The sequence below is a fragment of the Flavobacterium sp. W21_SRS_FM6 genome (assembly GCF_052119645.1).
Classification (GTDB): domain Bacteria; phylum Pseudomonadota; class Gammaproteobacteria; order Enterobacterales; family Alteromonadaceae; genus Paraglaciecola.
Window position 1 is genome coordinate 375,773 of sequence record NZ_JBGQOM010000002.1, and the last position, 21,447, is coordinate 397,219.

At 43.8% G+C, this 21,447-nt stretch carries 19 protein-coding genes; 14 read left to right on the plus strand and 5 right to left on the minus strand.

Features of this window, described 5'->3' with window-relative positions; all coding sequences use genetic code 11:
• Nucleotides 1–27: 27 nt before the first annotated feature.
• The gene (locus ACEN2L_RS04925; RefSeq protein ID WP_441742172.1) at nucleotides 28–1,404 is read right to left on the minus strand and encodes a GntP family permease; all 1,377 of its coding nucleotides are present in this window, start codon (nucleotides 1,402–1,404) and stop codon (nucleotides 28–30) included.
• A 249-nt stretch (nucleotides 1,405–1,653) separates the two neighbouring features.
• On the opposite strand from ACEN2L_RS04925, the gene ACEN2L_RS04930 reads away from it, so the two are divergent.
• Nucleotides 1,654–2,100 carry a DUF6265 family protein gene (locus tag ACEN2L_RS04930; protein WP_441742174.1) on the plus strand — a complete coding sequence of 149 codons (447 nt, stop codon included), beginning with the start codon at nucleotides 1,654–1,656 and terminating at the stop codon, nucleotides 2,098–2,100.
• A gap of 82 nt (nucleotides 2,101–2,182) precedes the next feature.
• Complete coding sequence (locus ACEN2L_RS04935; protein WP_441742176.1) at nucleotides 2,183–2,692, plus strand: hypothetical protein; 510 nt, start codon at nucleotides 2,183–2,185, stop codon at nucleotides 2,690–2,692.
• 139 nt (nucleotides 2,693–2,831) lie between these two features.
• Here ACEN2L_RS04935 and ACEN2L_RS04940 read toward each other — a convergent pair whose 3' ends face one another.
• Entirely contained in the window at nucleotides 2,832–3,824 is a 993-nt protein-coding gene (locus ACEN2L_RS04940) for a zinc transporter ZntB (protein ID WP_441742178.1), read from the minus strand.
• 174 nt (nucleotides 3,825–3,998) lie between these two features.
• On the opposite strand from ACEN2L_RS04940, the gene ACEN2L_RS04945 reads away from it, so the two are divergent.
• Nucleotides 3,999–4,508, plus strand: a complete 510-nt coding sequence (locus tag ACEN2L_RS04945) for a hypothetical protein (protein ID WP_306024002.1) — start codon at nucleotides 3,999–4,001, stop codon at nucleotides 4,506–4,508.
• Between the two features lie 5 nt (nucleotides 4,509–4,513).
• Entirely contained in the window at nucleotides 4,514–5,170 is a 657-nt protein-coding gene (locus ACEN2L_RS04950; protein WP_306024001.1) for a YoaK family protein, read from the plus strand.
• Here ACEN2L_RS04950 and ACEN2L_RS04955 read toward each other — a convergent pair.
• Entirely contained in the window at nucleotides 5,167–5,988 is an 822-nt protein-coding gene (locus ACEN2L_RS04955; RefSeq protein ID WP_306024000.1) for a mechanosensitive ion channel family protein, read from the minus strand. The two genes, ACEN2L_RS04950 and ACEN2L_RS04955, sit on opposite strands and share 4 nt — an antisense overlap.
• A gap of 208 nt (nucleotides 5,989–6,196) precedes the next feature.
• Between ACEN2L_RS04955 and ACEN2L_RS04960 the strand changes: the two genes are divergently transcribed.
• The 8 genes from ACEN2L_RS04960 (at nucleotide 6,197) to ACEN2L_RS04995 (ending at nucleotide 14,795) form a co-directional block, all read left to right on the plus strand.
• Complete coding sequence (locus ACEN2L_RS04960; protein WP_441742180.1) at nucleotides 6,197–6,922, plus strand: methylamine utilization protein; 726 nt, start codon at nucleotides 6,197–6,199, stop codon at nucleotides 6,920–6,922.
• Nucleotides 6,922–9,255 carry an EAL domain-containing protein gene (locus ACEN2L_RS04965; RefSeq protein WP_441742182.1) on the plus strand — a complete coding sequence of 778 codons (2,334 nt, stop codon included), beginning with the start codon at nucleotides 6,922–6,924 and terminating at the stop codon, nucleotides 9,253–9,255. The genes ACEN2L_RS04960 and ACEN2L_RS04965 overlap by 1 nt, the downstream gene beginning before the upstream one ends.
• Complete coding sequence (locus ACEN2L_RS04970) at nucleotides 9,252–10,115, plus strand: DUF3034 family protein (protein WP_441742184.1); 864 nt, start codon at nucleotides 9,252–9,254, stop codon at nucleotides 10,113–10,115. The genes ACEN2L_RS04965 and ACEN2L_RS04970 overlap by 4 nt, the downstream gene beginning before the upstream one ends.
• 4 nt (nucleotides 10,116–10,119) lie before the next feature.
• Entirely contained in the window at nucleotides 10,120–10,539 is a 420-nt protein-coding gene (locus tag ACEN2L_RS04975; RefSeq protein WP_441742186.1) for a group I truncated hemoglobin, read from the plus strand.
• 345 nt (nucleotides 10,540–10,884) lie between these two features.
• Nucleotides 10,885–11,526, plus strand: a complete 642-nt coding sequence (locus ACEN2L_RS04980; protein ID WP_441742188.1) for an energy transducer TonB — start codon at nucleotides 10,885–10,887, stop codon at nucleotides 11,524–11,526.
• A 45-nt stretch (nucleotides 11,527–11,571) separates the two neighbouring features.
• Nucleotides 11,572–12,156 (plus strand): sigma-70 family RNA polymerase sigma factor, encoded by a 585-nt coding sequence (locus ACEN2L_RS04985; RefSeq protein WP_441742190.1) that lies wholly within the window; start codon nucleotides 11,572–11,574, stop codon nucleotides 12,154–12,156.
• A complete protein-coding gene (locus ACEN2L_RS04990) occupies nucleotides 12,149–12,736 on the plus strand; it encodes a hypothetical protein (RefSeq protein WP_441742192.1) in 588 nt (195 codons plus the stop codon). Before ACEN2L_RS04985 ends, ACEN2L_RS04990 begins: the two co-directional genes overlap by 8 nt.
• A gap of 640 nt (nucleotides 12,737–13,376) precedes the next feature.
• Nucleotides 13,377–14,795 carry a TonB-dependent receptor gene (locus tag ACEN2L_RS04995; RefSeq protein ID WP_441742194.1) on the plus strand — a complete coding sequence of 473 codons (1,419 nt, stop codon included), beginning with the start codon at nucleotides 13,377–13,379 and terminating at the stop codon, nucleotides 14,793–14,795.
• 297 nt (nucleotides 14,796–15,092) lie between these two features.
• Here the strand turns inward: ACEN2L_RS04995 and ACEN2L_RS05000 are convergent, their stop codons facing one another.
• Entirely contained in the window at nucleotides 15,093–15,617 is a 525-nt protein-coding gene (locus tag ACEN2L_RS05000; protein ID WP_441742196.1) for an NUDIX hydrolase, read from the minus strand.
• Nucleotides 15,618–18,026 carry a zinc-dependent metalloprotease gene (locus ACEN2L_RS05005; protein ID WP_441742198.1) on the minus strand — a complete coding sequence of 803 codons (2,409 nt, stop codon included), beginning with the start codon at nucleotides 18,024–18,026 and terminating at the stop codon, nucleotides 15,618–15,620. It lies immediately after the preceding gene.
• Nucleotides 18,027–18,872: 846 nt separating this feature from the next.
• Here ACEN2L_RS05005 and ACEN2L_RS05010 point away from each other — a divergent pair.
• Both ACEN2L_RS05010 and ACEN2L_RS05015 read left to right on the plus strand, forming a co-directional pair.
• Entirely contained in the window at nucleotides 18,873–20,243 is a 1,371-nt protein-coding gene (locus tag ACEN2L_RS05010; RefSeq protein WP_441742200.1) for a UDP-glucose dehydrogenase family protein, read from the plus strand.
• Nucleotides 20,243–21,247 (plus strand): NAD-dependent epimerase, encoded by a 1,005-nt coding sequence (locus ACEN2L_RS05015; RefSeq protein WP_441742202.1) that lies wholly within the window; start codon nucleotides 20,243–20,245, stop codon nucleotides 21,245–21,247. Before ACEN2L_RS05010 ends, ACEN2L_RS05015 begins: the two co-directional genes overlap by 1 nt.
• The last annotated feature ends 200 nt before the right edge of the window (nucleotides 21,248–21,447 follow it).

The window sequence follows — 21,447 nt, forward strand, 5'->3', positions numbered from 1 at the left end:
CTCTTGTAGCGGGTTTTTATTAGCCACTTAAAAGATCAGACTTAACACCCACGCTAAAATAAAGGCAATGGTACCCAAGAGTGTTTCCATCACCGTCCATGTTTTTAGCGTGGTGCTTTCATCCATGTTAAATAAACGGCTAACCAACCAGAACCCTGAATCATTAAAATGCGATAACACCGTTGCGCCACCCGCAATGGCAATCACGATAAAACAAAGATCTAAGGATGATAAACCCGTGCTGGCCGCCACCATCGGTGAAATAAGTGCCGCCGCGGTGGTTAATGCAACCGTTGCTGACCCCTGAGCCACCCGCAAACAAGCTGAAATAACAAAAGCTGCAACAATTACCGGCAAGCCGATACCACTTAACAAGGTGGTTAATGCCTCGCCAATGCCACTGGCCCGCAGTACACCACCAAACATGCCTCCCGCACCCGTGACTAAAATAATGCCGCAAATAGGCGCTAAGGATTCACCGCACCAAGATTCCATTTGTTTCATACCAAAGCGTTTATGAAATAACCATAAGCACAACATCAAGGTGATCAGCAAGGCCACAGGGGTTTTACCAATAAGACGTAAAAAATCAATCCAACGAGAGTTTGATTCGATAAGACCAGCTGATAACAAGGTGTTCAAGCCTGTGTCCAAAAATATAAGTAACACGGGTAACAGCAAGATCATAATCACGCTGGAAAATGCTGGCAAGGGGTGAGCGCTCTCATGCACACTTGGCGCAAACAAACGATTATCAAGTTCAACCAAGAATTTTTTACCCGCATAGAGGGCAAAAAGATAGGCCCCAACATACCAAGTGGGAATAGCAATAAGTAGCCCAACCATCAATAACAAGCCGATGTCAGCCCCTAAAAAATCAGCGGCAGCAACAGGACCTGGATGAGGCGGCACAAAAGCATGCATCACTGCAAATGCGCCAGCCGCAGGGAGAGCATAAAGTAACAAAGAGCCGCCAAAGCGCCGCGCAACACTAAAAATAATCGGCATCATCACAATTAGCCCCGCGTCAAAAAAGATCGGAAAACCAAAACACAAAGACGCAACACCTAAGGCCAATGGCGCTTTCGATGGGCCAAATAAACTGACTAATCTTTCTGCTAGTACTTGCGCACCGCCTGACACTTCAAGCAATTTACCAATCATCGCGCCAAGTCCCACCAACAGTGCCACTGAAGCAAGGGTGCCACCAAAACTCGACAGTAAAGTGGGCACAATCGCATCTAAGGCAATACCCGAGGCTGCAGCGGTCACTAAACTAACGACACAAAGTGCCACAAATGCATGTACTTTTACAAAGACAATAAGCCACAACAAGGCCGCTACGGCACCCAGTGCAACCAGTAGTAAATAACTTGATTCAGTCAAAATGACACTGGTATCCATACTATTTTTACCACCTGAAAATTGTTACTGTTTTGTTAAACAAAAGATTGAATACACATCAGAACAACAATGCTAGTTTTATTTTTAGTAATCAAGTTTTGAAATTACGCTGAATCAATTAGGATAGGGTTCGCGGCCAACCAACACGAAAATCAAATGAATAGGGTTATGCCAATGAAACGTATATTTCTAACTAGTTTCACCCTTATTAACCTGTGTTTTTGCTTCCCAATATGGGCAAATGCAGACATGAAGAACACCCTAACATTCCAAGCGGAACAGGGCTCTCCTCGGGCCAAAATAAGCGATGTGAAGTGGTTAGAAGGATACTGGAAAGGTCAAATTTGGGGAGGCCAAGCAGAAGAGCTGTGGTCAGGCCCTTCAGCAGGTAGCATGATGGCAAGTTTTAAATTTGCAGCGGATAACGAAGTGAACTTTTATGAAATAATCACTTTGTTTGAACAAGACGAGACCCTCGTCTTACGCCTAAAACATTTTTCAGCCGAGCTAAAAGGTTGGGAAGACAAAGACCAGTACATGGAATTTAAATTAGTTAAATTGGCCGATAATAGCGCGTATTTTGACGGTTACACCTATCGATTGGTCAGCCCCAACGAATTACATGTTTTTGTGGTCATGGAAGAAAATGGTGAGTTACACGAAACCAAGTTTGTCTTTACCCGTAAGTTACTTTAGGTTTATCAATTTGCTATTCACAATGCCTATGCTGTAAGTTGCGTAAAGCCACAATATAAATCACGTTTACAAGGATGGTCTTATGACAAGCAGAAACGTCTTAATCCAACTGCTAGTTCTTTTTACCCTGTCAGGTTGTGCGGGATTCTCTGACCGCGCGCAAGAGCAAGCGAGTTCAGCCACCATTGTTAATTTTAAAGCAGACAGTGATAAAGGCACCTCAGTCGCCCAACTCATGTGTTTTAAACGCCATCTTGCTCCTTACATCGAAATCGACCGAAATGTGCCGCCTGCAGAGCATGAGATTTTTATTAGAGTCGTAGATTATGCCTATATGCTCCCTGCCCTTCGCGATCGCACCGAGTGGGGAGGTAACATCAAAAAAGGCAGTTATTTAATGCTGAATGCGACGTTAACGGCTGGCCAAACAGTGACGATTCAGCGCCGAGACAAAGATCGTAAGAGTTATATATGGCTCCAAGATAAAGTTACAGGCCAAGCAGTGTCGGCAGTAAAATTTACCACATTAAAACGCCAATTTAATATCAACAGCGATTACCTTGATAGAGAATGCGCCAAAGGTACAGTGTGAACAGCAAAGGTTGCCGCGAAGCGCATATGTTCTGTTGATTTAACCGACAGGGATATTGATAACAGCAAGGTGGTTTTATTCGGCCGTAAACGACCTCCTACAACGTCGGCCCTACAAAAAGGTTAGGCTCTCTGGCTTTTTACATCCATTTTTTCCACAGCATGTATGCAAATATTCCTACAGCTATGCCCACCATACTAAAACCTAACCACGTAAACGCTTGAGGGTTTTCGGTGCCGGGCAAGCCTGCGACGTTCATACCAAAAATACCGGTTAAAAAAGACAGGGGTAAAAAGATAGCCGTCACTAACGAGAGCACGTACATCCGCATGCCTTGTTGCTCAGCAATCCGGTTGCGAAGTTCGTCTTGCAGCACCATGGCGCGTTCTTTGGCTAAATCTAAATCTTCTACATAACGGGTCATGCGATCATATTCAAAACGCAGTTGATGGATTTGCTCATCGTTTAAATTTTTCGAAATTCGTGTAATGGCATCTAAGGCATCGCGCTGCGGAGCAAGATAACGCCGAATAGCTGCCGCCTGACGCCTAGCACAGGTTAAACGTAAGCGAGATTCGTTTTGCGGCACATCCAAAGCTTCAAACTGAGTGAGTTCGTCGTCTAATTCATCCACCGTATCACTAATGCGATCAGTGATACGGCGTACAATATTAACCATCAGTTCGTGCGGTGAACTTAGGCTCATGCCTTGTTCGATACTTTCTCGCACATCTAAGATAGACAGCAAGCGACGATCTTTGCGTCGTAAAGAAATAATTTGTTTGTCTTTTACCCACATACGCAAAGACACCATGTCTTCTGGGTCAGCCTCAGGGTTGCGATTAATGCCGCGCAAATACACTAGCATGCCATCGTCAAATTGCTGCGCCTTTGGCCGCGTGTCGAGGGCGCACAACGCGTCAATTTGTGGTTTATTTAACCCAAGTTGGCTCAACGTCTGGGCTGAGTTGATCTCATCACTTTGCATATGAACCCAAGTAAAGCCGTGGCCCTGATAAGCGTGAATATCAGCAAACGTGCAGCGCCGGCTATGCGCTGCATCAATGATAAAACACCACAGTAAACCATCGGGGCCAGCAACACTGGCGGTTTCATTATTTTGCTTGAGCATGAATTATCCTACTTTAAGCATCATTGGCTAAGAAAAGTATCAGCGAAATGATGCAAATCGGTGTGTGCACCATAATAAAGGGGTAGTATGTTGCTAGTAGAGTCATGCAAATGAAAGACTTTTGTCGTTCAATTGCGTATTTTGGTCTGCAATTTATTGATAAAGGAAGTAAACATGAAGAGGATAATGAGCGGTTTATTGGTTTATTTAGGGTGCTATTCGAGCGCGCTGTACGCTGAACAATTCACTATTTCAGCAGCACAAATAAATCAACAAGTTCAGCAACGTTTTCCACTTGTCCGGCAATATGAAGAGGTTGAAGCAACCTTTTATAATCCTAAGGTCATTCTAAAATATTTGGACAACGAGATTGACATTAAACTTAAGGTGAAAGTCAGCTACCAAGGGCAAACACTCGAGGCAGATGGACTCATAAAAGGCACAACCAGTTTTCAGCAAGCCACTAATTCACTGAGATTTGACCGCCCCATCCTAGATGAGTTTTATGTGGTACAGGATAATATGAGTGATTCGACCGAAGCCATCAAGGTCGTCAAACAATCGATTGGCCCTTCTCTACCGCCGATTATCTTACTTAACTTTGAGCACCTTGATGTCAATACGCTCAGCAACGAACCCACATCAGTCACCCTATCTCCACAAGGCTTAGAGCTGGAATACTAGCGATTGTGAGTACAAAACTACCAAGATGGATTGAATACGGGGCGTTTATCTTGGCGTTTAGTGCCGGCTGCATCAACGTCATTGGCTTATTGGGTGTTGAGCACCAATCTATTTCTCATTTATCCGGCACGGCAACCTTAGTAGGCAGTGCCATTTTCAATCAACACCCTGCGCTATTCCATTTACTGGTTATTTTGTTGAGCTTTCTTGCGGGCGCGGCTATATCGGGTCTATTTTTGTCCGGCCGTTCAATCAATGCGGGGCGCCACTATGACTCGTTACTGGTTATTGAAGGGCTACTGTTATTAGCAGCGATGTTTTTAATGCAAAACAATTCGCTCATTGGCCACTATTTAGCATCGTGTGCCTGTGGCATTCAAAATGCACTCGCGACACGTTACAGCGGTGCAATTGTACGCACAACTCACGTTACCGGCATTTTTACCGATCTTGGCATTATGCTGGGGGCAAGGGTGCGCGGCGAGACCATTGATAATCGTAAGATGATATTATTTATGTTGATTATTTTAGGGTTTATCAGCGGTGGCGCCGCTGGCGCTATGCTATTTAACCACTATGGATTTATCGCCTTTAGCGCGCCGATAGCCATTTGTTTTACCCTCGCCTTAAGTTACCGCTTGTTAGTTAAAAATAAGCACTAATCAGGTTTGATCTGCGCAAACCAAAGGTTCATAAAATCGCCAGTCAGGGCTTGTTCTAATTCGGCCGCACGTTGAGTAGGACAAAATAAGGTAAACGACACCACGGTGTCGCCCACTGATGTGGTTGATACGGTAATTTCGGGCTCAGGGCCGGTGATTTTCACATCGAGTCGACGTTCAATCATTTGGTTATAGCGTGTTGCAACCTCATAAAAATCAGCACAATACTCTTGCGCTTTAGCCTGCAGCTGCGCCATAAATACATAGGGGTTAACACTCTGGTCTCGAATAATCGAAAATTTATGGGAGGCATAACGCTTTAAAAAATTAAAGTTTTTGATGGGGCTGGCAATCAACTTGTTATTAGGAATAAACAAGGTTTTACCGGTGTATTGGTAAGTACGAGGCTCCACTTCTATCAAGGTGGTTTTTATCCAATCGGTGGCAGACACCTCTCCTATTTGGTTTTCAACTTCAATCCAATCGCCAATGCGAAAAGGACGTGTAGACAATAAATAGAAAAAACCAATAATACACTGAATAAATTCTCGAGTGGCTAACACAATAGCGACAGCAAACGCCGCTATTGACAGCGCAAATTTTTGCAACTCAGGCGCCCACAGGGCTAACAAAGAAATAATCAGCGTAAAATTAATAAAATTTTTAATATTATTAATTAGGTCCCTTTTATCATCGCCTTTACTTTTTGCCCGGCGCCGGCACCAACTCACCAATAGAAACTTAATGGTCAAGGCAATCGAAGGGATGATGAGGGTCAGAAAAAACTGACTACTGACAATATTTAACACTAGTTCCACGCTAGGACCCTTTATTCTTTTCTATATTCACAAAAATTAACCTTCGGTAGGTTTGATTTGACACATACTAAGGCTTACTTTTGATCACATCTCTCTTGCATAAACCAAAACACGTCTTTTATGCCTAGGGATTGCACTTGCAGCATTGTATAAGTGTGATCCTATCATGTAGGATGGATGAGTGATGGAGAAAAATAACGAAAAAAGTATGAAAATTATCCTTGGATTACGGCAAAACATGGCAGTCATATTCACACTGGTCAATCAGCTAGTGGGCCGCGTTGTCACAATTCAGCTACTCGCCGCAATGTGCCTTGCTTGCCCTGCCTTGGCCTTAGCGCAAACCATCAAGCTAATTGACCAATATGGCCAGCCAGTCACCAACGCTGTTGTCGCTATTGCGCAAGAACAAAAGCCCCATATAGTCCCCACTGATATTGCCGTCATGGATCAAATGAACAAACAATTTGTGCCACAGGTCTTGGTTATTCAGCAAGGTCAACAAGTCAGCTTTCCAAATAGTGACGATATTCGTCATCATGTTTACAGCTTTTCCGCGCCAAAACCCTTTGAAATTAAATTGTTTAAAGGGGCCGTCACCGAGCCCGTGACATTTGAGCGACCGGGTATCGTTGTGCTTGGCTGCAATATACACGACAAAATGCTGGGCTATATTTACGTGGCACAAAACGAAACTAGCTATTTGAGTAATGAACAGGGTATCGTCGAACTTCCTGAAAACACCACTGAAATTACCCTGTGGCAGGCCAACTTGTCAGCACAAAATAGCCAACGTGAAACCATTAATCTCACCGCGCTTAACCCCTTACCTAACAGCGATGTATTGACTATTTCGTTAACCTTATTGCATGCACCAATGCCCAGTGAAACCGAGTCAAAGAGCACATCTAAATTTAAGAAAAAATTTAATTAATGGCAGTGATTACGCTCAACAAGAGCATCTTTAGGCTAGTGGTTGGCACAGTGTTATTTACCACTGTGGGCGTGTTAGTCAGTATGTGGGCCACTACGTCAAGCCATGCTCAAAAACAGCTCAATCGAAATCTCAATGTAGCGCAAAATGTACTAACACAAGTATTGGCCAGTCGTGAACAGCAATTGTATATAAGCGCCAACGCCCTGACCCTGGATTTTCCTTTTAGAAGCGCGGTAGCAACACGGGATGAGGCCACCATACAAAGCGTATTGCAAAATCATGGTGACCGCATCGAAGCGGATTTAATGGCCTTGATTTCGCTCGACGGCCAGTTAATTTCCAGCACCAATGATGCTTTAGAAAAAAACACCCCCTTTGCTTATCCAGACTTTATCAAAAGCACAGTACAAGAAGGTGGCGGCACCACCTTAATGTTACTTGACGACAAACTTTATCAAGTCATTATTCTCACTGTTGATGCCCCAAGGCCCATTGCCTTGGCCTTAGTCGGCTTTGAGCTTGAAAGCGAGCTTTTGGCGCAGCTTAAAAACATTACCCAATTAGAAATCAGTTTGCAGGTAAGACAAAATGCGCTGCTAATTTTTTCAGAATCAACTCTCAAGCCCATGCAAGCCTTTGAGGTATTTGACCAACAAAACCAAGATTTTAGCTGGTTTGACACCGTGTTATTGCAAAAACAAGATTACATATCCAAGTCTTTTGTTATTTCAGAAATAAACGAACAAGCAGTATGGGTAGTGCTGTCTGAAAACATCGAACACGTTTTTTCTGAGTTTAACCAATTACAAACCACTATCTCTGTCGTGGCGTTTGTATCGATGCTTATTACGCTGATATTTGGCGCAATGTTTTCTCGGCGCTTGTCTAAACCCTTAGGTAAGTTAGCCCGAATTGCGCAGCGCATTTCCAACGGTGACTATCAAAAAAGTTTTAATCACGAGCAACATGAACTCGCTGAAGTGCAGGCGCTGTCATCCGCATTTTCAGCCATGCAAGACAACATCCAAGCCAGAGAATCAAAAATCATTTTCCAAGCCAATCATGACATATTGACTCGAGTGAACAACCGCTACCACATCGAAAAGCTGCTCGATGACAAGCTACAACTCAATGAAAACTTTCAAGCTATTGGCATCAACATCTTTGGCTTTCGCGGCATCAACGATATTTTTGGTTACCAAAGCGGCGACACCTGCTTAAGAATCTTAGCCAGTCGGGTGGCAGAATTAGGAGGGCTAACGGCGCGTTTAACCGGTGGTGAATTACTGTGGGTACCTGATTCAGCACAATCTTTTGAGCACTTAGCCCGTCTTAAAACGCAACTTGAGCAACCTATTGACGACGCTGGGGTGGTGATCAATTTAAAAATCGCCATTGGCGTAATCGAATGTCCCATGCAAGCTGATAGTGCACAATTGCTGTTTAGACGGATGAATATCGTGTTAGATGAGGCCCAGATAACCCGTCAGCTACTGTTAAAGTTTGATCCCGCCATTGAGCAGCGTTATCTAAGACGTTTATCCATCATTGTTGAACTGAAAAAAGTCCTCGCCACTGAACAACAAGAATTAAGCCTAGCCTATCAGCCCAAACTCAATATTGGCGCTAATAAGATTAGAAGTGTTGAAGCCTTGATCCGCTGGAACAGCGCGACTTTAGGCTTTGTATCACCAGAAGATTTTATTACTATTGCTGAACAAGCGGGTTTTATCGATAAAATAACCGAGTGGGTGATCAAGCGCGCCGTCAGCGATGCCTTAGTGATTAAAGCCGCCGGCATTGAGCTGTGTATCGCCATTAACTTATCGGCCCACGATGTAATGAATGAAGACTTATTACCCTTTGTAGTGCAGTTACTCGACCAACATAATTTGCCCAGAAGTGCCCTATCCTTTGAAATCACCGAAAGCGACGTGGTCAAAGATCCGGCCAAAGCCATCAAGCATCTTTCGGCTTTCAGAGAATATGGCTTTGTGGTGGCAATTGATGATTTTGGAACGGGGTATTCTTCCATGGCATACTTGAAAAACCTACCAGTTGATACCCTAAAAGTAGACAAGAGTTTTGTTCTTAAATTAAACACCCAAGTGGGCGATCAACATATTGTGCAGACCGTACTGAAGTTAGCCAAAAGCTTCGGTATGGATGTGGTTGCAGAGGGTGTTGAAAACCAAGCAACCTTAACGTTATTGCAAGAGTGGGGCTGTGAATACGCTCAGGGTTATCATATTTGTAAACCCATTGCGGTCAGTGCGCTAATAGATTGGTACCACACCCACATCGATCAAAATTGGTTGGAGAGCCTATGAATACACGCGCAATAAAAGTCGCCGGTTTCGCTATAGCCTGGATAGCTGTAGTAGGCAGTGTAGCCATGCCAAGTGCAGCGGCCGACGGTAAACTGATCGGCACCGCTGGTTTAACGCAAATTGAAGGCAGTGGTGGTGGCGGCATTGTGCCTTGGGCAACCCTTGCAGGTTATGATAGCCGCGAGCAAATATCAGTCGGCGCTACGCTATCCCGGGTAGATGTGGATGATTTTAGGCTGAGTATGTTAAGCGCTTCGATTTCGTTGTATGACAAAGTAGAAGTCAGCATTGCCCAGCAGCACTTTGAAATAAAAGGCGCAGGCGTCGATATTAAACAGAACATTGTTGGCCTTAAATACAAGCTATATGGCGACGTCGTTTACTCTGAATGGCCACAAGTCAGTGTGGGCATGCAGTACAAACATCTTGAAGACTCGGCGGTAGCCAGCTCGGTGGGTGCACAAAATAGCACGTCTGGCACAGATTTTTATATCGCCGCCACTAAAGTCCACTTGGGTGCCATCGCAGGATTTAACGCCGTTTGGAATCTGACGGCTCGTGCGACCAAAGCCAATCAAATGGGCATATTAGGCTTTGGCGGTCCACAAAATAACGACTACGAGCTGATGTTAGAAGCATCGGCCGGCATATTATTTTCTCGTCATATCGCTCTAGGACTTGAGTATCGGCAAAAGCCCGATAATCTGGGTTTAGGCGAAGATGATTGGACCGATTATTTTGTCAGCTACATTCCTTCAAAACATATCAACCTCACACTAGCGTGGGCTAAATTAGGCTCGATTGCTGGCGCGCCAGGTCAAGATGGCTTGTACCTCTCGTTAAACGGACAGTTGTGGTAAACAAATGAAAATAATATTCAGTCTTTTACTTTTATTAAGTGCGCTTAGTGGCTGTACAAATACCGGCAAAACCACCTTGTATGACGAACTAGGTGGTAAACAAGCCATTGCCTCTGTGGTAGATAATTTTATTCATGAAATAGAATTTAACGAGACCCTGTTTCGTTATTTTGCTGAATCAGACATTGCACGATTTCGAGAAAAACTGAACGAACACCTGTGCGTATTAGCGAAGGGCCCTTGCGAGTACACCGGCGATACCATGGAGCAAGTACACGCGGGGATGAATATCACCGAAGCCGACTTTAACCTTGGCGTTGATTTGTTTATTCAAGCCATGAACAAAGCCAAGGTCCCCCACCCAGTGCAAAACAAATTATTAGCTAAGATGGTCCCAACACGTAAAGAGATCATCTATTTGTAGAAGGTTGCGGTAACCGCGTTATCCATAACGGATGTGATTACGGCCGAAATGGTAGGAGGTCGTTTACGGCCGAACAAAACAACCTTGATGTTATCAATATCCGTGGTAGTTCAAGTAACTGAAGATGTTCGCAGCTAGACTGCGCCGGTCACCGGCTTCTCCTACAAAAGACAAATCGCCCCTGTAGGAGGTCGTTCACGGCCGAACGAAACAACCTTGATGTTATCAATATCCGTGTCGGTTAAAACAACCGAACACAATACTTTTTTGATTTTATTTAACCCCTTTTCTATTTCTGTAGCGTTACTCCAACAAAGCACCTATCTGCTCAACACTGGAGAAACCATGAATACAAATCTTGTACTGCCGCAAACCGCTATTTCGATCCCTAAACGTGTAGGCTCTGTTGTCATTGCTTCAACGATAACCTTTGGCCTTTTTGTGATGATGCAAAAGCTTATCAATAACAATGACATGCCTATTGTTGAACCGAGCCCACCACCTGTTTTGACCTTTTTGCAAACCATTGAAGACATACCAATCAATGAGCGCCCCACGCTAAAAAAGATGCCAAAGACGAATCCCATCCCAAAACCTGAAACGCGGATACTGGAAGAAACGCCAGATAATAAAGGCCTTGTGGCTAAATTTGTGCCAGATATCAATATTGGGCGTATTGGTTTGGGGATATCAACGCAAATGTCGACTGGTGAGGGTGATGCACGCCCTATAGTAAGAATGGAGCCCAAATATCCACCAGAAGCAGCCCGTGAAGGCATTGAAGGTTGGGTAAAACTATTGTTCTCGATTGATACACTTGGCCAAGTAGCCAATATTCAGGTGGTCGAATCCGAGCCAAATCGGGTATTTGACCGTGCGGCAAAACAAGCCTTAAGTAAATGGAAATATAAACCACAAATTGTTGCTGGCGCACCACAAGCTCAAGATGGCATGATGGTGGTACTTGATTTCAAACTCGCTAAGTAAACGCATGATACAAGCAGGCAAAGCAATCATTACCAAGGAGTGCCTATGAGTATTGGCTTGTCATTAAAAACGTGGTTCACCCGTTTGTCGAGTGACGCAAGCTGGAGTAACGAAGCGCTCATGCTGCGTTACGCCAGCTCTGGCGACAGCCACGCGCTAAGCACACTCTATGATGCATGTGGCAACGACCTCTATCATTTTATCTTAAGTTTATCAGACCCCACATTGGCCAAAGATATTTCCCAATCCACATGGTTAAAGGTCATTGAAAAAAAACACTTATACAAAGATTCAGGCTCGTTTAAAGCATGGATATTTACCCTAGCCAGAAACCAGTTAATAGATGAAATACGCCGACAAAAAAATACCACTGCAGACTTGGCAAACGTAGTTGCAGAGCAAGCAGACGAAGCACACGATGCGGCCCTGCTCTCGCGCTTTAACCGCGCATTAGTTAATTTGCCTTTTGCCCAGCGTGAGGCCTTTTGCTTGCAACAAGAAGACTTTAGCCTAGAAGATATTGCAGTCATTACCCACAGTAATATCGAAGCAGTTAAAAGCCGTCTTCGTTATGCCAAAGATGGCTTACGTAAACAATTACATCACATCATCGAGGATGAGCATGTCTAATTCCGATAACTACTCAGACGACGAACTCAAGCGTTTATACCAGCAACGCAAAACCCAAAATCCGGCACCGGCTGGCGTAAAAAGACACGTTTTGGCTCAACATCAATCAAGCATAAACCATGAAAAAGTATGGCGGCGCCTGACTCAAGTAGCATTAGCCGCAAGTACCTTACTGCTCTTTGGTTTAGTGTTTTGGCACCAATATTCGTGGCAAAATTTAGAGCCACAATTAGCGGCTGAGCAATACACCACCATTGAACTGCATTCATTAGCGCCCCGTAAACAATCAGATGCGATATCAGAACGCTATGCCAAACATTACAATAACTACCTAACTCAGCAGCAAGTACTGGCCTTTCATCACAAAAAACAAGCCGTGTTACAACAGATGGACGATGGTTGGCAATTGCAAACCTGCGATCAACAAGTGGTTAAAGTATCGCAAGAGTTAATCAACGCCCTGCGTAACATACATCAAATTGAAGGGACGTTTAGTACCGGCGACAAGGTAGAAATGATGTTTGATAAAACAGGGCTTATTCTCGGCATCAAACCCAGTGCAAAATTAGCGCATTGTTGAAGAATAGCGGCAAGCAAGGCAGTTGAACGTCAAGCTCCTTGTGAACGTCCCGTTATGCAGCAGCCCATCCAATAGTTAAATCGACCACCTGTAGGTGGTCCCGGTAACCGGCGTAGTTCACGGCCGAACGAAACAACCTTGATTTGATCAAAATCCGTGGTAGTTAAATCAGCATGAAAAGATCGCAGCTATACTGCGCCGGTCACCGGGCAGCTCCTAAAAAAGACAAATAAACCACCTGTAGGAGGTCGTTTACGGCCGAACAAAACATCATTGCATGTTGTTACTGGAGATAGCGCCAAATCAACCTGTTGTAGCAGGTCGTTCACGGCCGAAAATTGACATGTCTAGGCTAAATGACAACGTGCATCGCATGCTGCGCATCGCATGCTGTGCATCGCAGGCCGAACAGCGCATTCTGAGTCCCGCAAACTTATCATGGGCGGTGCCTACAATGGCACTATCCATCGTTTTTTACTTTTGCTCAGCATTCCTTGTTCAAGTCTCATTGCTATTTTGACTTTTACCTTTCATATTCAATGAATTAGTCTGCTTTATCGACAAAAATTAGATTTATTGATGGTGCCAATTAAGGCTACAATAGCCATGTAACGCCACTACTTTCGCACTAGGAGTCAACATGGACAAAGATAAAAACGTCAGCGCACGTACCACGTCGCAAAAAGCCCTACGATTAAATTTAGATGAAAAAAAGTACGGGACCATCGTTGAAATAGGCGCGGGGCAAGAAGTGGCCAGACAATTCTTTATTGCAGGCGCCGCCGCAGGCACCATCGCCAAAACCATGTCAGCCTATGACATGAAATTTTCTGACGCAATTTATGGTGTACAAGAAGACGGCCGTTACGTGAGTAAAGCCCGCGTAAAAGCCATGATGCATCAAGAATTTGATTTAGTATTAGAGCGTGTCGGAGATATTCGTTCTAAATCATCTCGTTACTTTGCCTACGCTGCAACCGTAGCTGCAAAAAGTTTTAATCGTCAAAATGAATGCCACGCGTGGTGCGGCATTCGTATTCAAATGTATCCAGGTGCTGAACCTTCCAATATTAAGATTCACGCACGTATGCTTGATGACAATGCAGAAGCTCAGCAGCAAGCTTTGGGCGTATTAGGCGTAAACCTAATATACGCTGCTTACTATTATTTTGAAGATCCTAAAAAGATCATTGATTCGCTCACCGACAACATCAAGGCGGGCCGCATTGAAATAGATTCAATCGAATTTTTAGGCCCTTATTTTGAAGACTTAGACAACCGCGCCATCAACTTGCACTTGATCAGAAGTTGGAAAACCCGTGCCATCATGTTTCGTCCAGATGGCTCAGTAGCTGTTCCTGCTGAGATGCTGTACAAAAAGAATGTATTGACGATCCGTGGTTCGTTCAGGCCAGTCACCAAACTAAACGTTGACATGATTGAGCAAGGCAAAAAGTCTTTTTTTACCTTGCCTGACGTCAATGACAAAAACACCATCGCCATTGCCGAAATCTCATTAAATGACGCCAAAGGCCATGATGCTAAAGTGCCCGAAGAAGATATTATCCAACGAGTGCAGTTGCTTAACCTACTTGGTTACAACGTGATGATTTCGGATTACACCCGTTATTTCTCGTTACGCGCCTATTTCCGCCAATACACCAAAATGCAAATTGGTATTGTGGTGGGAATGGTCAATATCAAACAAATTTTTGATGAAGATACCTATCGCGGTGTAGAAGGCGGCATATTAGAAGGTTTTGGTAAGCTGTTCCCCGATAACACCCGTTTATTCATCTATCCTGAGCTCACCGCCGAAGGTGAAATGAGTGACTTTACTGCGGTAAAAGTACAAGAACATTTGCGCTTTTTATACCGTCACTTACTTGAAAATGGCTTTTTAGCCGGCATCGAAAGTAGCGACGCCAGTTTGTTTAAAATTTACTCACGTGAAGTCTTAAAACAGCTGAAAAATGGACGCGGAGAATGGGAAAAATCACTACCAGAACCCGTTGTAGAAGAAATTATAGAAAAACGCCTATTCGGTTTTAAACCCTAAAATACGCAACAGCAATTGGCTTAGTCAAAGCACTAAGCCAATTTCAAGCCCCTAAACCAGCTCCTACAGGATGATGAAATAACCATATGTAGGAGGTCCCGGTAACCGGCGTAGTTTACAGCCGAACGAATCAACCTTGATGTTATCAATATCCGTGGTGTTAAATGAGCGTGAAAATGTTCGCAGCTAGACAGCGCCGGTCACTAGGCCGCTCCTACAAAAGACAAATAAACCATATGTAGGAGGTCGTTTACGGCCGAAGATAAGATCTACCTAACATGTGCCAATATTCGTAATTCAAAACAACCTTGCCATCACTGCTTTTAAGGCTTTTTTATGTGAATCAAAGGCCAACCTTTCAGGATCAATATCAGTAGGCTTTAACCAGCAAAAATCGCTGATTTCAGACTCTTGTATTATCAGTTCAGGCAAGGCATTAAGGTTGATCATAAAAAAGCTGTCTAAGGTGGGGTATGTCACTTCCTTGTAGGTATAAGTATTCGAGTAAGAAAACAAATACGCCATCGACTCAAGCGGTAATTGCAGCTCTTCCATCAGCTCTCTGGCTAAAGCCTCTTCATTAGACTCTGCAGGGTCGACAAACCCTCCAGGCAAGTCCAACATGCCCAAGCAAGGTTGCTGGCCGCGTTTAACCAATAACAGCTTATCTTGATAAAAAATAAAGCCAGTGACAGTTGCTGCGACGTTATGAAAATAGGTAAAGCCACATTCGCTGCACACTAATGACTTGGCGCAGCGCTGCGAAAAACATTGTGCCCCGCACTGGGGGCAAAAACGTAGGTTATTGTTTAACTGTATCATTTAAATGGGTGACCCTGGCGGTAAAGGTAATACGCTAAATAGCGATTGCCACTCGCCGCTTTGCCAGTATTGCTCAAGCTGTTTAGCCATAATTTTGTTGTGCGGATTGCGTTTATTGTTTTTCAGCCATCCGTACAAATTAGTCAATTGCAATTCGACATCCGCCCGTACTTCAGGCGCTAAGTTGCTTTGTAAACTCGCTTTCACCACGGCATCGAGTACTACAAAATTAATGCGCTGGGCCAATTCGCTGCTAGCTCTGCCTTGAATACTTGCCGCAAATATCTGACTTAACACACTATGTACATCAGGTAAGCCTCTTTGTTGCTCAGCCTGTTGGGCTAAACGGTTCAAACGCTCAGCTTTTAATAATAAACCAAGGGTATAACTTGCCGCAGACTCACCAGCGCTGATTGGATCAAAGGTTAAGCCGCTGCGGCCTTTAAAGCTCTCGCGATTACGAGACTCGCCATAAGCCTTTGGTGTAATGAGTTGCACCACAGAGTTAGGGATCGCTAAATACGTCGGATCAATCGTTTCAATTAAGGCTTTAATGGCTGCTTTTTGCTGGTCTAGGCCAACTGGCACCGCGCCTTTAGGAGTTGAATAATCACCTTTGAGCTCATACTCATACTCAACTCCAGCCACCAACTTAGCCACCGCGTCTAACTGGTAACGATGCAATAAATAAATCGGCACGAGTGTTTCTTCAAGTGAGGCCAAGCTACTCCCTGCTTTGAGACTTTTCAGGCCAAAATTACTTAAAGCAAGCTCACGTATTTCATTGATTCGAGCCAGTTCGGCAACTGCATCAGCGCCGTTATCCCATAAATTACCTGAAGGATTAGCGGCATGCGAAGGTCGTGCATCGGGATCAGACTGATAACGGTAGCCTTTTTCTCTGGCCTGCTTGACTAAAGCGGTTAACGCAGAATATTCATCAACCTCTGCCGGAAAATCTTGGTAGCCGTAAGCGATTACATAATTATCCCACGCGCCCATGCCTATGGCATAAGCATCGTCTAAACTTATCCGCCCATTTTTAATCGACACTTGCGGGTGTGGATAATCCATCACCGACTCACGACCATATTCACTGGCAGAAAAATTATGGGCAATACCCAAGGTGTGCCCTACTTCATGGGCAGACAACTGGCGAATACGAGCAAGCGCCATGTCTTTTTGCACTTGAGTATTAACGTTTTTATCCTTACTGGCATCCTCACTAAACGGGCTGGTTAAGCCGAGCGCAATTAAATAGTCTTGGCGAACACGCAATGAGCCCAAGGTCACATGGCCTTTTAGGATCTCACCGGTACGTGGATCAATTACCGACGACCCATAAGACCAACCACGGGTGGCACGATGCACCCATTGAATTACGTTATAACGCACATCCATTGGGTCTGCCCCCTCAGGTAAAACCTTAACCTGAAACGCATTTTTATAACCAATTGCGCTAAATGCTTGATCCCACCACAGCGCCCCTTCTTTTAAAGCACTCATCACCGGCTCAGGAATACCCGGGTCGAGATAATAAATAATGGGCTCAACCGCTTCACTCAGTGCTGCAGTTGGATCTTTTTTATGAAGTCGGTGGCGCGGGATCATGCTAACCGTCATGCTCTCACCCAGTGGTGCCGAGTAATCTTGATAAGCCACAGACCAATAGCCTGAAAAGGGCGTAAACTGCCGCGTTTGGTATTGATCATCAGGTAAGCGAATCAAAGAATGATGTAAATGCACCGAAATGCTGCTCGAATCAGGCGTTACTTGGCGTACATACTCGCCCGCCTTACTGCCACCAAAGGTCACAAGTGCTTCAAGTTCAGTATTATCAACAAAGGCTTTACTGCGCGGTAAATACACACCACTGCGCATAGGGTCAGGGCTAAAGCTGCCCTGATTAGTCGACGCCAATTGTGCACCAATGTTATGAATATCTGACAGCAAAAAAGCCGTATAGTCCACCAGTACCGCACCGCCCTCGGTTGCCACAACAGGCAAACCAACAATCACCGAATCGGCAAAGGCTTCATCAATGCTGGCTTGTTCAGCCAGGTTGCTAGATGAGGCGCGATAAGCCGTATTCAGTTGTTTCAGCAATACCTTGTTACCATAGCGCTCAAATTTAACTAAACGGGTTTCACCCAATTGGCCACGATCAAGCCCAATATCATTCGAGCCAATGCCCTGCGGCATACTGCTTTGAAACAAAAACGCTTGATCAAATTCATTAATTTTTAGATAGATTTTGTCTTGTTCAAGTTGATAGTAAAAATCGTAAAATCCACCTTGGTGTTGCATATCTTGGGTAAAAGCAGAGATATCTTTACTCGCAGTATCTTCCCGAGCAACACTATACAAGGCCAGTACCAGTAGCGGTATACATAAAAATCTAACACCCATTTAAGCCATCCCCGTTTATTGTTTTTAGACGCTCACCATAACCACAAACCCAATAAAAAAAAAGCCAGAATTTGTCTCTGCTTTGATGAAACCACGTAAGAAGCCCGTAAGGCCTAAACATGTAGGAGGTCGTTTACGGCCGAACGAATCAACCTTGATATTACAAATATCCGTGGTGGTTAAATGAGCATGAAAAGATCGCAGCTAAACTGCGCCGGTCACCGGGCAGCTCCTACAGGGTGATAAAATAACCAATTGCACCTGCCTCTGGTAGCTTTGACCAAAAAGCGCTCATATATCGTGCAATCAAAATCCCAATATAGTGCAACTCACAAGGTCGTATTTAAACATAACCCATTAAATGGCTTGCAGAGAATATTGACCTTTAGATCATACTGTTCAGTAAAACTATTAAAAAATATTTTATATCAACAAGTTAAACTAAAAAAACGTGTTTTAAAACGCTATTTCTTCAGTAACATAATCCCAGAAATTTCTGGTTTTCAACCTAAATAATGAATAAAGCAAAAAAATATAAAAAACTGACAAATAGGAGCGTGTTTTGCAATAATGTGGTTTCCAAATAAAATTTTGTTTACAACTCTCGGGATTATTTTAAAAAGCACTCGCCAAGCAAAAGAAGCGATGATTGATATAGAAGTACGGTATTGTGTGGCAGTAATTACCTACGCGGTGCTCTGGGTGAAAATATGGTAACTTTCAGCGTGTAAACCGTTAATACAGCAAAAACGGGGCACTTTACTTTTATTTTAATAAAGTCATGTTTGCGATTTTTAAATATTTGAATGATAAAAATACATTTTAATTAGTTATAAGGATTTAAAAATGAAAGTCACGTTTTATGGAATTGGGTATGTCGGTTTAGTGCAAGCAGCGGTTCTTGCCGATGCAGGTCACGATGTCTGCTGTGTAGACATTGACGAAACTCGAATAGAAAACCTTAAGAAAGGTGTGATTCCTATTTTTGAACCAGGATTAACTCCATTAGTTGAAAAAAATCATGCTGAAGGTCGGTTGATTTTTACCACAGATGCAAAATTTGGCGTTGAATTTGGCGAATTACAGTTTATTGCAGTGGGCACTCCCCCAGATGAAGATGGTTCAGCCGATCTAAAATACGTGTTAAAAGTGGCTGAAACCATTGCTACCTACATGCAATCACCCAAAGTCATCATCGACAAGTCTACAGTACCCGTTGGTACAGCTGATAAAGTCCGTCTAAAAGTACAACAAGTGCTAGACAACAGAGAGTCAGATTTACAATTTTCTATTGTCTCAAACCCTGAGTTTCTCAAAGAAGGGGCTGCAGTCAGTGATTGCCAGCGCCCAGATCGTATCGTTATCGGCACAGACTCAACTGAAGCAGAAGACTTGATGCGCGAACTTTACCAACCATTTAATCGTAATCATGAAAAAATTATTGTCATGGACATTAAAAGTGCTGAGCTGACCAAATACGCAGCAAACTGCATGTTGGCCACCAAGATAAGCTTTATGAACGAGATGGCGAATATCGCTGAATTAGTGGGTGCGGATATAGAACATGTTCGTCATGGTATAGGCTCAGATCCACGCATAGGCTATCAGTTCATCTACCCAGGTTGTGGATATGGTGGGTCTTGTTTCCCGAAAGATGTGCAAGCATTGGTAAGAACTACCGATGCCATTGGCTACAACTCAGAAATACTCAAAGCGGTTGAAAACGTTAACTTTCGTCAAAAGAACAAGTTATTTGAATACATTTCAAGATTCTTTAAGCTTGATCAAGATCCTGATGCATTAAAAGGCAAAACCTTCGCAATTTGGGGCTTATCATTTAAACCCAATACCGATGATATGCGTGCTGCCTCTAGTTTAGTATTGATGGAATCGCTATGGGCTGCGGGTGCCAAAGTGCAAGCGTTTGATCCAGAATCAATGGAAGAAACCCAGCGTATTTGTGGTAGCCGTGATGACTTATCGTTAATGGGCACCAAGGAAGCCGCACTAAATGGCGCCGATGCGTTAGTAATATGCACAGAGTGGCAAAATTTTAGAGCACCTGATTTCGATCTAATAAAAGAAAAACTCAAAACCAATGCCTTCTTTGACGGCCGAAATATGTTTGACCCCGAACGAATGAAGAAAAAAGGATTTGCTTATTACAGTATAGGCCGAGGCCTGTCGGTTTCTTCATCAAAAAGCGGAGCTAAGTAATGAAATATTTAGTCACCGGCGCTGCGGGCTTTATTGGTTGCTTTGTCGCTAAAAAGCTATGTGAACAAGGTCATCAGGTTATTGGGCTCGATAACGTAAATGACTATTACGACCCCAAGCTAAAGCTCGCTCGCCTAAAGCAACTTGAACATTTTGATAATTTCACTTTTATAAAAATGGATTTAGCAGACAGAGACGGCATTGCAAAACTATTTAGTGACGAGCATTTTGACCGAGTTATACACTTAGCCGCCCAGGCTGGGGTGCGTTACTCGATTGAAAACCCAATGGCTTACATTGACTCAAACTTAGTCGGTATGGCGACAATCTTAGAGGGATGTCGTCATAATAACGTGCAGCATCTGGTCTACGCATCGTCTAGCTCGGTATACGGCATGAATGAAAAAATGCCATTTTCAACCGAGGATGCGGTCGATCATCCTGTGTCTCTTTATGCCGCCACTAAAAAGTCAAATGAATTGATGGCCCACAGCTATAGCCATTTATACGATCTACCCACCACAGGCTTGAGATTTTTTACCGTATATGGTCCATGGGGACGCCCTGATATGGCGCCTTTCTTATTTACCGATGCCATACTAAATGACCGAGAAATAAAAGTATTTAATCACGGAAAAATGAAGCGAGACTTCACGTATATCGATGATATTGTTGAAGGAATTGTTCGTATTCAAGCCGTAGTGCCGGTGCGTAATGCAGAAAACCCCAATACATCACCCTCATCAAGCAAAGCACCTTATAAAGTGTTTAATATAGGTAATAATGACCCAATTGAGTTAATGACCTTTATTGAAGCGATTGAAAAAGCCGCAGGCAAAAAAGCCCAAAAGAATTTCATGCCGATGCAAGCGGGCGATGTACCAGCAACCTTCGCAGACATTGATAGCTTAAAAGAAGCAGTAGGGTTTACGCCGGATACGGATATTGAATATGGTATGCAGCAGTTTGTTGACTGGTTTAAAGCATATTACAAACTGGCTTAGTCGCTTAACCTAAAGATAGCTCCTACAGAGTGATGGATAACCACCTGTAGGAGGTCCCGGTAACCGGCGTAGTTCAGGGCCGAATAAACCAACCTTGATATTACCAATTTCCGTAGCGGTTAAACGCGCCTGAAAATATTGCGCTAAAACTTCGACCGCCATCGGCAGCGCCTACCAAAGGCCATTGTAAAATCAATAAT